The sequence below is a fragment of the Cognatishimia sp. F0-27 genome (assembly GCF_020667845.1).
GTDB lineage: Bacteria > Pseudomonadota > Alphaproteobacteria > Rhodobacterales > Rhodobacteraceae > JAFMPQ01.
The window spans coordinates 47,422-62,957 of record NZ_JAFMPQ010000004.1 but is presented as its reverse complement, the minus strand read 5'-3'; the positions used below and the strand labels follow the sequence as shown (position 1 = coordinate 62,957).

The window sequence follows — 15,536 nt, the reverse complement described above, 5'->3', positions numbered from 1 at the left end:
GGTATGACGGTTGTGTCAACCTGCAAGGGCGCGTGGCGCATATTGGGCAGAAGCCCCGGCCGATCCGCCACAGAGTGCGGAAACCGCCTCCAAGCCGGCCGACGCCGGGGCATCATCCTTCAGGTTCTTGCCGATGCCGTGCCCGGCGCCTCGATAGGATGTGCAACCCAAGGGACATCCAGACCCCTGCTCCGGCAAGCCCCCCGCGGCCCGGGACGCCTGTCTGCCGGGCGGGTGCGAGGCGGCTTGGTGCGCTGCGCCACAACGCGCCGACCTCTGGCGGAAAGCGCGAGCGGACCACCGGACGCCTCAAATGGCCCAAATCCCATGAAATCCGCGCCGCAAACGGGAGGCCGCTCCGATCAAGGCCGCTAAAACACGAGAAAGTCAGCCAATCTCGACTTGAATGTGGCCACACGCGGCTCCTACGTTATCTGTAACGGGGAACATCGAGCCTTTGCCCGGACCGGTGAGGCTCGCGACCAAACAACGAGAGGGGAGACGTCACAATGCGCAATTCCATTCCGACCCGGCTCACGCCGAAAGCCCGGTCCCGAATGCCCTTGTCCGAGGCCCGCATCGCGGCGCCTGCGGACGGGACACGCGCGACGCTTCCACGGATCGCCACCGCCGGTGCCCTCGCCCTGACATTGGCCATGGCCGCAAAGGCCGCATTTGCCGAAGCGCATGAAGAGGTGATCACCTCGCATGGCTACAGCTTTTTCCAGAACCTCGATTACCCCGCCGATTACGAGCATTTCGATTTCGTGAATCCCGACGCCCCGAAAGGCGGGTCGCTTGCCCTGGGCGCCACGGGCACGTTCGACAGCCTCAACCCCTATTCGCGCAAGGGACGTGCCGGGGCACTGACCACGATCCAGTATGACCGGCTCTTTGATACCTCCGAGCATGGGGTGGGTCAGTATTACTGCGTCGTCTGTGAAAAGCTGGAATATCCCGAAAGCCGCGACTGGGTGATCTTCCATATCCGTCCCGAGGCGCGTTTCTGGGATGGCAGCCCGATCACCGCCGAAGACGTGGTCTATTCCCACCGGCTCTTCATTGAACAGGGTTTGCCCTCTTACGCGCAGGCGGTTGGTCGCATGGTTACCGGCGCCGAGGCGCTGGACGAAAAACGGGTGAAATTCACCTTCAACCCGGAAGAATCGAAACGCTCGCGCATCGAAACCGTCGGCGCGACACCGATTTTTCAGAAAGCCTGGTTCGAGGAGGATCCGGAGAACCGGCGCCTCGACGAGCCGCGCATGGAAACCGCGCCCGGCTCCGGCCCATACCGGTTGGCCAGCTATGACGTGAATCGCCGCATCGTGTATGAGCGGGTGGAGGATTACTGGGGCGCGGATATTCCGTTCAATCGCGGGCGCAACAATTACGACGAAATCCGGCTTGAGTATTTCGCGGATCAGACCGCAAGCTTTCAGGCCTTCATTGCCGGAGAATACACGTTCCGCGTGGAAAGTGACGCGAAACAGTGGGTTACCGGTTACGACTTTCCCAAGATAGACAACGGGATTGTCGTGAAAAAAGAACTGCCCGATGGCAGCCCCCCCAACCCGACGGGGTTCGTGTTCAACCTTGGCAAGGAACAGCTCAAGGACAAGCGCGTGCGCGAGGCGATCGCGCTGGCGTTCAACTTTGAATGGTCCAACGAATCGCTCCTGTTCGGCGTCTACTCGCCGCGGTCTTCCTTTGTCGAAGGCACCCATGTGGACGCGGACGGGTTGCCGGAAGGGGCCGAGCTCGAATTCCTGCAATCGCTGGGCGACGTGGTGCCGCCGGAGCTTCTGACCGAACCGGCCCGGATGATGCATGAAAGCGACCCCTCGCGGCTTGGCGACAGGCGCAACCTGCGCGCCGCGTCACGGCTGCTTGAAGACGCGGGGTGGAGCGTCGGAGATGACGGGATCCGGCGCAATGCGGCGGGCGAGACGCTCAAGGTCAACATGCTGATCCCGACCAACATCCAGACATCGGTCGAGGGGATGCACGAAACCTTCGTGCAGAACCTGCAGCAGATCGGAGTCGATGCCAGTTTTGAGCGGGTCGACCCGTCGCAATACACGCTGCGCCGGCGCGACCGGGATTATGACATCCTCTACTCCACCCGCTATGGCAGCTTCCTGTCCACCGGTGGCGGGCTATCCCAGATGTATGGATCGGAAGAGGCCGAATTCTCGCTCTTCAACCCCGCCGGTCTGGCCAGCCCGCTTGTGGACGCGGTGATCGAGGCAAGCTTCGTCGCAGACACGCAAGAGGCGACCGATGTGGCGCTCAAGGCGCTGGATCGGGCGCTGCGCTACGAGTTCTTCGTCATTCCGACCGGCTATATCGCTGACCACTGGGTGGCATTCTACGACATGTACGAGCATCCCGAGCAGATGCCCCCCTTCGACCTTGGCTATCTCAGCTTCTGGTGGGTAAACCCGGAAAAGGAAGCCGCATTGCGCGATCAGGGGATCATCGACTGATATGGGCGCCTATATCCTCCGAAGACTGTTGCTGATCATTCCCACGCTATTGGGAATCATGGTGATCAACTTCACGCTGGTCCAGTTCGTGCCGGGCGGACCGATTGAACAGATCATTGCCAATATCGAGGGCCAGGGCGACGTGTTCGGGGGGTTTGCAGGCGGCGATGCCGGTGGCGCGCCCGATGTGGGCGGCCCGGGCGAAGTGGGCGGCGGCAGCAGCGAATATGCCGGCGCGCGCGGCCTGCCGCCGGAATTCATTGCCGAGCTCGAACGCGAATTCGGGTTCGACAAACCCCCGCTGGAACGGTTCCTCAACATGCTGTGGAACTATCTCCGGCTCGATTTCGGAGAGAGCTATTTCCGGTCGATCTCCGTGATTGAGCTGGTGCTCGAAAAGATGCCCGTTTCGATCTCTCTGGGGCTGTGGTCGACGGTGATTGCCTACCTGATCTCGATCCCGCTGGGCATCCGCAAGGCGGTGAAGGACGGCTCGAGCTTCGACACATGGACCTCTGGTCTGATCATTGTCGCCTATGCGATCCCCGGCTTTTTGTTCGCAATCCTTCTGGTGGTGCTGTTTGCGGGCGGCTCCTACCTGCAGATCTTCCCGCTCAGGGGGCTGACCTCGGACAATTTCGAAAGCCTCAGCCTCTGGGGCAAGATCGTCGATTATTTCTGGCACATCACGCTGCCTGTTGTGGCGTCGACCATTTCGGCCTTCGCGACGCTGACCTTGCTGACCAAGAACAGCTTCCTCGACGAGATCAAGAAGCAATATGTCATGACCGCCCGCGCCAAGGGTCTCAAGGAAAGCCGGGTGCTTTACGGTCACATCTTCCGCAACGCGATGCTGATCGTGATCGCGGGGTTTCCGGCGGTGTTCATCGGCGTGTTCTTTACCGGGTCGCTGCTGATCGAGACGATCTTCTCTCTCGACGGGCTGGGACGTCTCGGGTTCGAGGCCGCGGTGGCACGCGATTATCCGGTGATCTTCGGAACGCTCTTCATTTTCGGCCTGATCGGCCTGGTGGTCGGGATCCTGTCCGATTTGATGTATGTGCTGGTCGATCCACGCATCGATTTCGAAAAGCGGGAGGGCTGAAAACATGGTTGCCAACCCCGAACCCAACGCGCCAGCCACCCCCGACACGCCCGTGATGGTTCCGGAGCCGCCGCGCGGACGGTTCCAGCTGTCGCCGCTCAATCAGCGCCGGTGGCGCAACTTCAAGCGCAACCGGCGTGCGCTGTGGTCGCTGTGGATCTTCGCGATCATCTTCGGAGTTTCGCTCTTTGCGGAGTTCTTGGCCAATGACAAACCGATCGTGGTGAACTACCGCGGCGAGATCTATACTCCGATCTTCTCCTTCTATCCGGAGACCGCCTTTGGCGGCGACTTCCGGACCGAGGCCGCCTATGGCGACCCGGAGGTGCAATGCCTGATCCTGACCGGCGGGCTCGAAGACTGCTTCGATACGCCCGAAGAGCTGATCGAAACCGTTCGGAGCGGTGGAGAGGTCCTTGCCGACGGGTTCGAAAAGGGCTGGATGATCTGGCCACCGATCCCCTACAGCTACACCACGCCCGTCGACCGCCCGGGCGCGGCGCCCCTGCCCCCCAACGCGCAGAACTGGCTCGGCACCGACGACACCAAGCGCGACGTTCTGGCGCGGGTGCTTTACGGGTTCCGGCTGTCGATCCTGTTCACGCTCATTGTCACCGTGCTGGCCTCGGCCATCGGCATCTTTGCCGGCGCGGTGCAGGGGTATTTCGGCGGCTGGCTGGACCTGATCTTCCAGCGGATCATCGAGATCTGGTCCGCGACGCCGTCGCTTTACGTGATCATCATCCTCTTCGCGATCCTCGGGCGAAGTTTCTGGCTTCTGGTCTTCCTGACGGTGCTGTTTGGCTGGGTGGCGCTTGTGGGCGTGGTGCGGGCGGAGTTCCTGCGCGCGCGGAACCTCGAATATGTGCGCGCCGCCAAGGCGCTCGGGGTGAGCAACATGACCATCATGTTCCGCCACATGCTGCCCAACGCGATGGTGGCGACCCTGACCATGCTGCCCTTCATCGTCACGGGAACAATTTCCACCCTCGCGGGGCTCGACTTCCTCGGTTTCGGCCTGCCCTCGTCGGCCCCGTCGCTCGGCGAATTGACGCTGCAAGCAAAGCAGAACCTGCAAGCCCCCTGGCTGGCTTTCACCGCCTTCACGGTCTTTGCCGTGATGCTCTCGCTTCTGGTCTTCATCTTCGAAGGGGTGCGCGACGCCTTCGACCCGCGAAAGACCTTCTCGTGAGCCGGGATGCCAGGATGCGGCGCATGCCCGTACCCCACGCCGAAACACGCGCTGGTCCCCGTCCCGGCGCGGCGCCCTGCCCCGTGATCCCGCCCCTTCGCGCATCCGAGACGGGGAAGGCGCCCCTGCTTCTTCTGTCCGCAAATACTCCGGGGGGTGCGGGGGGCTGGCCCCCCGTTCCCGTCCGCGACCCCCGCGCCTCGATCCGATCAGCGAGCCTGCCATGACCCCCGTTCTCGACGTTAGAAACCTCACCGTCTCTTTCCGCCAGGATGGCATGACCACCCAGGCGGTCAAAGGGGTCAGCTTCACCGTGGATCGCGGCGAGACCGTCGCGCTTGTGGGCGAATCCGGATCAGGCAAATCGGTCACCGCGCTCTCCACCGTGTCATTGCTCGGAGATAGCGCCACGGTGGGCGGCTCGGTGACCTATGAAGGTCAGGAGATGATCGGGGCCGATGACCGGCTGTTGCGCAAGGTGCGCGGCAACGACATCAGCTTTATCTTCCAGGAGCCGATGACCTCGCTCAACCCGCTGCACACGCTGGAAAAACAATTGGGCGAAAGCCTCGCGCTGCATCAGGGGCTCGTGGGTGAGCCGGCGCGCGCGCGCATTCTCGAACTGCTCACCAAGGTCGGCATCCGTGATCCGGAGACGCGCCTGAACGCCTATCCCCACCAACTCTCCGGCGGGCAACGTCAGAGGGTGATGATCGCCATGGCGCTCGCGAACGGTCCGGATCTGCTGATTGCAGACGAGCCGACAACCGCGCTCGACGTCACGATTCAGGCCCAGATCCTCGACCTGCTGGCGGATCTCAAGCAAGACGAGGATATGAGCCTGCTCTTCATCACCCATGACCTCGGGATCGTGCGCAAGATCGCCGACAAGGTCTGCGTGATGAAAGACGGGGAGATCGTCGAGGCCGGGCCGACAGCGGAGATCTTTGCCAATCCGCAACACCCCTACACACAGATGCTGCTGTCGGCGGAGAGCACCGGCGTGCCCGATCCCGTAGACCCCGATGCGGAACTGATCGCCACCACGGACAAGCTGCGCATCTGGTTCCCGATCCAGCGCGGGCTGATGCGGCGCACCGTCGGCTATGTCAAGGCCGTGAACGAGGCCAGTATTGCCGTGCGCGCGGGCGAAACCGTCGGGATCGTCGGCGAAAGCGGATCCGGCAAGACGACGCTTGCGCTTGCGATCATGCGCCTGATCCAGTCCGAGGGCGGCATCACTTATCGCGGTCAGAATGCCCGGGCGTGGTCGACGCGCCAGCTGCGCGCCATCCGGTCGGAGATGCAGATCGTTTTTCAGGACCCCTACGGCTCGCTCAGCCCGCGCATGACCTGCGAACAGATCATCGCCGAAGGGCTGACCGTGCATGGGTCCCCGGATGGACGGCCGCTGCGGGAAACCGTGGCCGAGGTCATGGCCGAGGTCGGCCTGGACCCGATGACGATGCATCGCTACCCACACGAATTTTCCGGCGGTCAACGCCAGCGCATCGCCATTGCCCGCGCCATGGTGCTGCGCCCCCGTCTGGTGGTGCTTGATGAGCCGACATCGGCGCTGGACATGACCGTGCAGGTCCAGATCGTGAACCTCTTGCGAGACCTGCAACGCAAATATGATCTCGCCTATCTCTTTATCAGCCATGACCTGAAGGTTGTGCGGGCCATGTCGCACAAGGTGATCGTCATGAAGCAAGGGGACGTGGTGGAATACGGAGACGCGCAAACCTTGTTCGAACAGCCCGAGACCGACTACACCAAGGCACTTTTGGCTGCCGCGTTCGACCTCGCGGTGTGATCAGCGTGCCGCCCGTCGGTTGTTTCTGTCGGGTGATCGCTATCGGGTCCGGATTGCATGCAGGCGCAGGATGAAAGCCCGCGGCTTGCCCGCCCCACAGCGGCGCGCATCATGGCGGCTGGCGTCCCTGCGCCGCGCGTGGCGGCGATACCAAAGCGCGCATCCTCGGACCTGCACCCGGATCCTGTAACGTGCCTCTCCCGCCCGTCCGCAGGACACCGGGGCCGCTGACCCGGCGCCGGAACGCAGTGGGGCAAGCGGGCGCGGAAAGCCGCGCAATGCGCAATCCGGCCGCGTCCTGCGGAGGACAGAGCCTCGCGCGCCTTGCACCGGAAATCACGCGGAGGGGTTCGAGCCGGACCAGTGCCCCGCCGAAGACAAAGACCGCGCATTTCTGCGCGGTCCAGCATCATCAAACCTCGAAACTGTGCCGACTGGCGGATCATATAGCGCTTGAATGACCGGCTTTTGACAGGGCATAGGCATCGAATTCGCGCGCGATCATACGCGTCAGCGGGCGGGCGGCCTGCGGGACAAAAAGCCCGTATTCCGTCACGTCCAGCAAACCTTCGAACCGGGCATTGATCTCCTTGAACCACGTGTCGAGCCGCTCACGCGGCACGCCATAGGTGGTGCAGATCTCTTCTGACTGGATCGCGAAGTCGCACATGATCGCCTCGATCAGGCGCGCGCGCATGTCGTCCTCACCGGAAAACACGTGACCGCGGCTGGTGGCGAAACCGTCATCGCGCACGGCCTGAACGTAGCGCGACGTCGCGGGCGCGTTCTGGGCAAAGCCTTGCGGGAATTTCGAGATGGACGATGCCCCAAGTCCCACCAGAGCGACAGCGGTGTCGTCCGTGTAGCCCTGGAAATTGCGCCGCAAGCGACCGGTGCGCGCCGCCACGGCAAGACCGTCATGTGGTTGGGCAAAATGATCGATCCCGATTTCGTCATACCCGTCCCATTTGAACAGCTTGCGCGCCGTCTCGAACAGTTTAAGCCGTTCCGCAGGGGTCGGCAAAGCGTCAGAGGGGATCATCTGCTGGCGCTTGGCCATCCATGGCACATGCGCGTAGCCATAAAGCGCGACGCGATCCGGGGCAAAGCTCAGCAGCTTCTGGACGGTGTTCGTGATCCGCTCCCTTGTCTGATACGGCAGACCGAACAAGATGTCGGCGTTGAGGCTTTCGACGCCGCGTTCGCGGATCATTTCCACCGTTTGCTTGGTCAGATCGAAGCCTTGCGGACGTCCGATCGTTTCCTGGATCTTCGGATCAAAATCCTGCACGCCGATTGACGCGCGGTTCATCCCGCTTTCGGCCAGCGCGTCGAGCCGTGGCCCGTCAACTTCGTTGGGATCGATCTCGACCGAGAACTCGGCACCCGGCGCGAAATCAACCGTCCCGCGAATCGCCCCCGCCAGATCGCGTATCATGTCAGGCGCCAAAAGTGTCGGCGTGCCCCCTCCCCAATGCAGTCGCGACAGTGTGACGCGCGGGGGCAGGTGACGTTTCAGGATCGCCAATTCCTGCTTGAGGTTTTCCACGTAGCCCGCAACCGGTGCGGCTGTCGCCGTGCCTTGGGTCCGGCATGCGCAGAACCAACAAAGCCGCCTACAGAACGGGATATGCAGATAAAGCGATATTTGGGCAGTGTCAGGCAAAGCCTCAATCCACCCGGCGAAATCGTCCGGCCCAACATCGGAGCCGAATTGCGGTGCCGTCGGGTAGGAGGTGTAGCGGGGCACCTTTGCGTCGAAAAGGCCTAGCCGTGTGAGTTGAGTTCGTGTTGTCATGGGCTTAGGGTTACGGAGTAGATCCGGACCTCGCCTTGACGCAGATCAAGCAGACCAGCCGCCGGTTTTTTTTGGGAAGCAGCGATTATGATGAACCTCGGCTCGATGACTGTCCATCAGGACTGTGACGACTGCCCTATTCGCCATCGCGCGGTTTGCGCGCGTTGCGAGGCCGATGAGTTGCAACTGCTCGAGGAAATCAAGTATTACAGGCGCTTCGAAGCCGGGTCGCATGTCATCTGGTCCGGTGACAAGATGGATTTTGTCGGGTCCGTCGTCTCTGGAATCGCGACCCTGACGCAAACCATGGAAGACGGGCGCACGCAGATGGTTGGCTTGTTGCTGCCGTCGGATTTTGTCGGACGGCCGGGCCGCGAGGGCTCCGCCTATGACGTCGTGGCCACCACGGACCTCGTGATGTGCTGCTTCCGCAAGAAGCCGTTCGAGCGCATGATGGAGACCACGCCGGCCATCGCGCAGCGGTTGCTCCAGATGACGCTCGACGAGCTTGATGCGGCCCGCGAATGGATGCTGGTGCTTGGTCGCAAAACCGCGCGCGAAAAGATTGCCTCGCTTCTGTCCATCATCGCGCGGCGCGATGCGTCGCTGAACTTCAACTCGTCGGACGGGGGACTGACCTTCGATCTGCCGCTGACCCGCGAGGCCATGGCCGATTATCTTGGTCTGACGCTGGAAACCGTCAGCCGGCAGATTTCGGCGCTCAAGAAGGACGGGGTGATCGTTCTGGAAGGCAAGCGCCACGTGATCGTGCCGGACATGGCTCGGTTGATGGAAGAAGCGGGCGATGATTCCGATGGGGGTCTGCTTGCCTGACAAACCGTTTGCGACGCTCGATGTCTTCACGGAGCAGCGCTTTGCCGGCAATCCCCTGGCGGTCGTCGAGGATGCGGGCGATCTGAGCGCGGACCAGATGCAGATCATTGCGCGGGAGTTCAATCTTTCCGAAACGATCTTTGTCATGCCGCCGCGCAATCCGGCGCACAGCGCGCGGGTGCGCATCTTTTTCCCAACCGCAGAGATCCCCTTTGCCGGACATCCGACCATCGGTTGCGCGATTCATCTGGCGCTTGCCGCCACACCGGGGCAGGCAGATTTCGATCAGGTCATCACGCTTGAAGAAGAGGCCGGAGACGTGCCGGTGACGGTCACACGGCGCGACGGGCGCATCACCGCGGAGTTTCGCGCCCCGGTCTTGCCCGTCTCCGTCACGGGCGCGATGCCGCCCGACCGTGGATTGGCCGCCGACGCGCTCGACTTGAGCGACTCGGATTTCAGCGCTGACGCGCCGCATGTCTTTGAAGGCGGCCCTGCGTTTCTCTACTTGCCCTTGGCGTCGCTGGATGCGTTGGCGCGGGCGCGACCGCTTGAGCCCGCCTGGGGCCAGATGCTCGCCGGGGCGCAGGTCGACAGCGCCTGGCTCTATGCGACCCGATCCGATGGCACGGTGCAGGCGCGCATGTTCTCGCCGAATGCGGGCATTCCCGAAGACCCGGCCACGGGCTCGGCGGCGGCGATTTTTGCCGCGCAATATGCAAAGACCGTTGGTTGGCCCGATGGGGAAAGCCGGCTGACCATCCATCAGGGGCACGAGATGGGCAGGCCCAGCCGCATTGGTCTGCGCGTTGACGTGACTCACAATGAGATCGAGGCGATCTTTGTCTCGGGTAGCGCAGTGCCCGTGTCTCATGGTCGGGTGATGGTGCCCGCCGGTTGAGGCGCATGGATGCGCCGTGTTTGTCCGATCACGCTTTCCGACAGCCAAATGACACGCAAACGCGCGCGCAGGTGCCTGCGCAGCCGCGCATGCTGGAATACAGCAATATGCGCCCTTGCCACGCATTCTGGCGCGCAGTTGCCTGCGTAGCCTGTCACACACCATGCATGCCTTGGGGCCGTGAAAGCGGAGCGCCGGAACGCTCCACCAACATCAGACCCCGCCTGACGCCAGCCCGTGTCGCGCGCGGGCGCCTGCGCAGCCTGTCACACACCATGCATACCTTGGAGCCGTGAAAGCGGAGCGCCGGAACGCTCCGCCAACATCAGACCCTGACTGACACCAGCGCGTGTCGCGCGCGGGCGGTTGTCGGTCTAATGGGCCATAAAGACCGGGACGCTTGCCTTTTCGAGCATGTTGCGTGTCGCGCCGCCGAGGATCGCCTCGCGGAACCGCGAATGCCCATAGGCCCCCATCACGATCATGTCCGCATCCATATCGACCACGTGCCGCGACAGGACATCCGAGACGCGCGGCAGCGATTTCGACAGCACGTCAATCTCGACCCGCATACCATGGCGCGACAGGTATTGCGCGACCCGCCCGCCGGGATCGGAGCGATCCGCACCGTGGGACGGCGGGTCGATGACCACCACATGCACCACGTCTGCCTCCTGCATCAGCGGGATCGCAGCCCGCATCGCGCGCAACGCCTCAGGGCTTTCATTCCAGGCCATCAGGATGCGGCGCGGCGGCACAGTCACAGTTCCTTCGTCCGGCAGCACGAGCACGGGTGTCTGTCCTTCGAACATCGCGCCTTCGATGATGGGCTCCATCTCGATGCCGCGCCCCTTGCCATAAGGCCGTGGAAGCACGACGAGATCGGAATACCGCGCCCGCGCGGCAACATGCCGCCCCACATCGGCGATCTGGGCGACACTGTCCTCGATGGCCCAGCGGCAGTCCGTTTTTTCGAGCTGTTTGCGCGCCGCTGCGGAAAGCGCCTTGGCATCGTCGCTGGCGCGATTGAGGCTTTCCTGAAGCACCATCGCATTGGCGCCGGCATAGTAATACCCCGTCTGGGTCCGGTCGACACCCACGGCCAGCACATCGAGATGGGCCTCGAAGCCCTGCGTCAGAGTGACCGCCTTGTCCAGCACCGGCCCGAGAAGCTCGGTATCGCTCACAGCGGTGAAAATCGTTTTGTAAGACATCGGTCCTTCTCCCCCTTTGCCAGTCATGTCTCCATAGGACCTTGGATTCAACCGGCATGCCTTGAGCGGAGTCAAAGGCTGCGGCGCAATCTATTGATGCAGATCAAAGCCTCTTTTTGTCCAAGTCCGCAAAAAGGGCCAGTCACAAAACTGCCCGCCCGGATTCTGTCCTGGGATTCGTGCGGGACCGACGAAGGGACGAATAATGTTGAATTACATCAAGCTCATCGCGCTTGGTCTGATCGCGCTCTTTGCGATGATTGCGGCCAACTACGCGCGCGATCTGGCTTATATGGTGCATGCGATCCTGATCATGTTGGTGGCAGCAGGGATGTTCCTGTGGGTCCTCCGCCGCATTGATGAACCGGTCGCAAGCACAGCCGGGTTACAAAACGAATACATGGATGGCGTCATTCGCTACGGCGTCATCGCAACCGCCTTCTGGGGCGTGGTCGGCTTTCTGGCCGGCACGTTCATCGCCTTCCAGCTGGCCTTTCCCGTGCTCAATTTCGATTGGGCGCAGGGCTATCTCAATTTCGGACGGCTGCGTCCGCTGCACACATCGGCGGTGATCTTCGCCTTCGGGGGCAACGCCCTGATCGCAACATCGTTCTACGTGGTTCAGCGCACCTCCGCCGCACGACTCTGGGGCGGCAACGCCGCGTGGTTCGTGTTCTGGGGATACAATCTGTTCATTGTTCTCGCGGCAACGGGCTACCTGCTCGGCGCGACGCATGGCAAGGAATACGCCGAACCGGAATGGTATATCGACCTGTGGCTGACCGTAGTCTGGCTGGTCTATCTCGCGGTGTTCGTCGGGACGATCGTCAAGCGCCGCGAGCCGCATATCTACGTGGCCAACTGGTTCTTCCTGAGCTTCATCGTCACGGTTGCGATGCTGCATGTCTTCAACAACCTCGCGATCCCGGTCTCCATCTGGGGCTCCAAATCGGTCGAGGTGTTCTCGGGCGTGCAATCGGCGATGGTGCAGTGGTGGTATGGCCACAACGCCGTGGGCTTCTTCCTGACTGCCGGGTTCCTCGGCATGATGTATTACTTCATCCCCAAGCAGGCCGAACGCCCCGTCTTCAGCTACAAGCTGTCGATCATCCACTTCTGGGCGCTGATCTTCCTGTATATCTGGGCCGGTCCGCACCACCTGCACTACACCGCGCTGCCTGACTGGGCCTCGACGCTTGGCATGGTGTTCTCGATCATCCTCTGGATGCCCTCCTGGGGTGGCATGATCAACGGCCTGATGACGCTTTCGGGCGCATGGGACAAGCTGCGCACCGATCCGGTGATCCGCATGATGGTGATCTCGCTCGGCTTCTACGGCATGTCCACCTTCGAAGGCCCGATGATGTCGATCCGCGCCGTCAACGCGCTGTCGCACTACACCGACTGGACCATTGGTCACGTCCACTCCGGCGCGCTTGGCTGGAACGGCATGATCACCTTTGGCGCGCTCTACTTCCTCGTGCCGAAGCTCTGGAACCGCGAGCGGCTCTACTCGCTCAGCCTCGTGTCCTGGCACTTCTGGCTCGCCACAATCGGCATCGTGCTTTACGCCGCCGCCATGTGGGTCACGGGCATCATGGAAGGCCTGATGTGGCGCGAAGTGGATGCCAATGGCTTCCTCGTGAACAGCTTTGCCGACACCGTCGCCGCGAAGTTCCCGATGTATGTGGTCCGTGGTCTGGGCGGGGTGCTCTACCTCACCGGTGCGATCATCATGTGCTACAACCTCTGGATGACCGTGAAACGTTCGCCCGCTGTCGAAACCAGCGTCGCCAACGCTCACGCCACCCCGGCCGAATAAGGAGACCGGATCATGGGTATTCTTGATAGACACAAGATCCTTGAGAAGAACATCACGCTTCTGGCGGTCTTCTCTTTCCTTGTCGTGACCATCGGGGGGCTGGTGCAGATCGTGCCGCTTTTCTATCTCGACAACGTCATCGAAGACGTGGAGGGCATGCGCCCGTACACGCCGCTCGAACTGGCGGGCCGAGAGGTGTATCTGCGCGAAGGCTGCTATGTCTGCCACAGCCAGATGATCCGCCCGATGCGCGACGAAGTGGAGCGCTACGGCCATTACAGCCTCGCCGCGGAGAGCAAATACGACCACCCCTTCCAGTGGGGGTCGAAGCGGACCGGGCCGGATCTGGCCCGCGTCGGCGGTCGCTACTCGGATGACTGGCACGTGGACCACCTGCGCGACCCGCAATCCGTCGTGCCGGAATCGGTGATGCCGAAATACGCCTATCTCGAACGGACGCTTCTCGATGGCGAGTATATCGGCGATCTGCTGTACACGAACAGCATCGTCGGCGTGCCCTACACCGAGGAGATGATCGACGCGGCACAGGCGGATTTCCGGGCGCAAGCCGATCCCGACAGCGACTTTGACGGTCTGCTGGAGCGCTACGGCGACGCGGTCAACGTGCGCAACTTCGACGGCCAGCCCGGCGTTTCGGAGGCGGACGCGCTGATTGCCTATCTTCAGATGCTTGGCACGCTGGTCGATTTCTCGACCTTCACGCCAGACGCAAACCGTTAAGAGTAGCTGACAGACATGGAAGAATACACCTTTCTCCGTCAGCTCGCCGACAGCTGGGGCCTTCTGGTGATGTTCCTGACCTTTGTGGGGATCATCTTCTGGGCCTTCCGCCCCGGCAGCCGCGCCTGGCATGACGACGCCGCGAACATCCCGCTGCGTCATGACGACAGACCCGCTCCCCTTGCGGGGGAGCATCCCGCCGCAGTTCAAGGAGGCGAGGGACAATGAGCGACAAGAACAAGCATGACGACGATCTGGACTATGAAACCACAGGTCACGAATGGGACGGCATCAAGGAGTATAACAAACCCTTGCCGCGCTGGTGGCTGTGGACCTTCTACGCCACGATCGTATGGGGCGTGCTCTACACCATTGCCTACCCGGCCTGGCCCTTGGTGAATCAGGCGACCGCCGGTGTTCTGGGATACTCCACTCGCGCCGAAGTGGCCGAAGCGATTGCGGAGGTCGAAGCAGGCAATGCCGAGATCAACGCACAGCTGGCCTCGGTGGAGCTTGCGGCAATCTCGGAAGACCCGGAGCTGCTTGGCTACGCCAACAATGCAGGTGCCGCGGTTTACCGCACGTGGTGTGCCCAGTGTCACGGATCGGGGGCAGCGGGTGCCGAAGGCTATCCCAACCTGCTCGATGACGCATGGCTCTGGGGTGGGACGATCGAGGACATCCACTACACCGTGAGCCACGGCATCCGCAACGAGGACGACCCTGACGCCCGCTACTCCGAGATGCCCGCCTTCGGGCGCGACGAGTTGATCACGGACGAGGAGCTCGACGCCGTTGTGAACTATGTCATGGCCTATTCCGGCGAGCCGCGCGACAGCTCGGTGCTCGATCTGGGTGCGGAAGTGTTCGAGATCAACTGCACCGGCTGTCATGGTGAGGACGGCAAAGGCGACCGTTGGCAGGGCGCGCCGAACCTGACGGACGCCATCTGGCTCTATGGCGGCGACTACGACTCCCTCGTCGAGACGGTGACCTATTCGCGCTATGGCGTGATGCCGCCCTGGACGGAGCGGCTGACCGAAGCGGAGATCCGCGCGGTGTCCACCTATGTCCACGGGCTTGGCGGCGGCGAGGCCTCCGAACAGTAGACCACCCGCGTCCCTTTGTGACCACATCAAGACAGAAGGCCCCCGGTTTCCGGGGGCCTTTTTCGTATCACGCGGCGAAGTGGCGGCGGGATCTGCAGAGGTGGGGAAGGTTTGCGCCGGGGTTCCGGACACTGCCGTGTTCCCCGTGTCCCCTGCCCTTTTGAGGCGCAGGTGCAACCGGCCTGCCGGAGGGCACGAGCGGCCCGCCGGCGCAAATGCTGGTCAGCGCGCGCGGAACATCCGCGCGGGTGCGATCCAGCGTTTCCCGCGTCGCGGCAGGCGGGTCTCCCGTCCCGCCGGGCAGGCGCGGCGCTGCGCGACATGGGGTTGGAACAGGATCGGGTCAATCATGGCGCGTCCCTTTCCGGTCGGACGGTGCCGCGTGGGACAAGCCCGACGCCTTTTCGGGTTTGGCGTCCTCGCGCGCGGCAGGCAACATGGGATTCCGGCTCGCGATCATGAAAGATTTGGCATATATTCCCAGCATCTCTGAGCTCTCCTTGCGATGGCGTTGT

General features: G+C 62.5%; 13 protein-coding genes. 10 read left to right on the top strand and 3 right to left on the bottom strand.

Annotated features, from left to right (window positions below):
* Window positions 1-509: 509 nt before the first annotated feature.
* The 4 genes from J1C49_RS03710 to J1C49_RS03695 all read left to right on the top strand — a co-directional run bounded on the left by J1C49_RS03710 (window position 510) and on the right by J1C49_RS03695 (window position 6,602).
* Window positions 510-2,489: an extracellular solute-binding protein gene (locus J1C49_RS03710; RefSeq protein WP_227444456.1), complete on the top strand. Its 1,980-nt coding sequence runs from the start codon at window positions 510-512 to the stop codon at window positions 2,487-2,489.
* A 1-nt stretch (window position 2,490) separates the two neighbouring features.
* Complete coding sequence (locus J1C49_RS03705) at window positions 2,491-3,594, top strand: microcin C ABC transporter permease YejB (protein ID WP_227444455.1); 1,104 nt, start codon at window positions 2,491-2,493, stop codon at window positions 3,592-3,594.
* A gap of 55 nt (window positions 3,595-3,649) precedes the next feature.
* Window positions 3,650-4,786, top strand: a complete 1,137-nt coding sequence (locus J1C49_RS03700; protein WP_227444555.1) for an ABC transporter permease — start codon at window positions 3,650-3,652, stop codon at window positions 4,784-4,786.
* Window positions 4,787-5,009: 223 nt separating this feature from the next.
* On the top strand, window positions 5,010-6,602 hold the full coding sequence (locus tag J1C49_RS03695; RefSeq protein WP_227444454.1) for an ABC transporter ATP-binding protein: 1,593 nt from the start codon (window positions 5,010-5,012) through the stop codon (window positions 6,600-6,602).
* Window positions 6,603-7,044: 442 nt separating this feature from the next.
* Here the strand turns inward: J1C49_RS03695 and hemN are convergent, their stop codons facing one another.
* Entirely contained in the window at window positions 7,045-8,400 is a 1,356-nt protein-coding gene (hemN, locus tag J1C49_RS03690) for an oxygen-independent coproporphyrinogen III oxidase (protein ID WP_227444453.1), read from the bottom strand.
* Window positions 8,401-8,490: 90 nt separating this feature from the next.
* Between hemN and fnrL the strand changes: the two genes are divergently transcribed.
* Both fnrL and J1C49_RS03680 read left to right on the top strand, forming a co-directional pair.
* Window positions 8,491-9,234 carry a transcriptional regulator FnrL gene (gene fnrL / locus J1C49_RS03685; RefSeq protein WP_370639368.1) on the top strand — a complete coding sequence of 248 codons (744 nt, stop codon included), beginning with the start codon at window positions 8,491-8,493 and terminating at the stop codon, window positions 9,232-9,234.
* Window positions 9,227-10,135: a PhzF family phenazine biosynthesis protein gene (locus tag J1C49_RS03680; RefSeq protein ID WP_227444452.1), complete on the top strand. Its 909-nt coding sequence runs from the start codon at window positions 9,227-9,229 to the stop codon at window positions 10,133-10,135. The genes fnrL and J1C49_RS03680 overlap by 8 nt, the downstream gene beginning before the upstream one ends.
* A 374-nt stretch (window positions 10,136-10,509) precedes the next feature.
* Here the strand turns inward: J1C49_RS03680 and J1C49_RS03675 are convergent, their stop codons facing one another.
* Entirely contained in the window at window positions 10,510-11,349 is an 840-nt protein-coding gene (locus tag J1C49_RS03675; RefSeq protein WP_227444451.1) for a universal stress protein, read from the bottom strand.
* A gap of 205 nt (window positions 11,350-11,554) precedes the next feature.
* Here J1C49_RS03675 and ccoN point away from each other — a divergent pair, with 205 nt between their 5' ends.
* Genes ccoN through ccoP form a run of 4 tightly spaced genes read left to right on the top strand, consistent with a single transcriptional unit; the run spans window position 11,555 to window position 15,021 of the window.
* Window positions 11,555-13,171, top strand: a complete 1,617-nt coding sequence (gene ccoN, locus J1C49_RS03670) for a cytochrome-c oxidase, cbb3-type subunit I (protein ID WP_227444450.1) — start codon at window positions 11,555-11,557, stop codon at window positions 13,169-13,171.
* 12 nt (window positions 13,172-13,183) lie between these two features.
* Window positions 13,184-13,912, top strand: a complete 729-nt coding sequence (gene ccoO / locus J1C49_RS03665; protein WP_227444449.1) for a cytochrome-c oxidase, cbb3-type subunit II — start codon at window positions 13,184-13,186, stop codon at window positions 13,910-13,912.
* Between the two features lie 15 nt (window positions 13,913-13,927).
* Window positions 13,928-14,140, top strand: coding sequence for a cbb3-type cytochrome c oxidase subunit 3 (locus J1C49_RS03660; protein ID WP_227444448.1), 213 nt, complete (start codon window positions 13,928-13,930; stop codon window positions 14,138-14,140).
* Window positions 14,137-15,021, top strand: a complete 885-nt coding sequence (gene ccoP, locus J1C49_RS03655; protein WP_227444447.1) for a cytochrome-c oxidase, cbb3-type subunit III — start codon at window positions 14,137-14,139, stop codon at window positions 15,019-15,021. The genes J1C49_RS03660 and ccoP overlap by 4 nt, the downstream gene beginning before the upstream one ends.
* A 222-nt stretch (window positions 15,022-15,243) precedes the next feature.
* On the opposite strand, the gene J1C49_RS21695 is transcribed toward ccoP, so the two are convergent.
* The gene (locus tag J1C49_RS21695; RefSeq protein ID WP_255670579.1) at window positions 15,244-15,372 is read right to left on the bottom strand and encodes a hypothetical protein; all 129 of its coding nucleotides are present in this window, start codon (window positions 15,370-15,372) and stop codon (window positions 15,244-15,246) included.
* Between the last annotated feature and the right edge of the window lie 164 nt (window positions 15,373-15,536).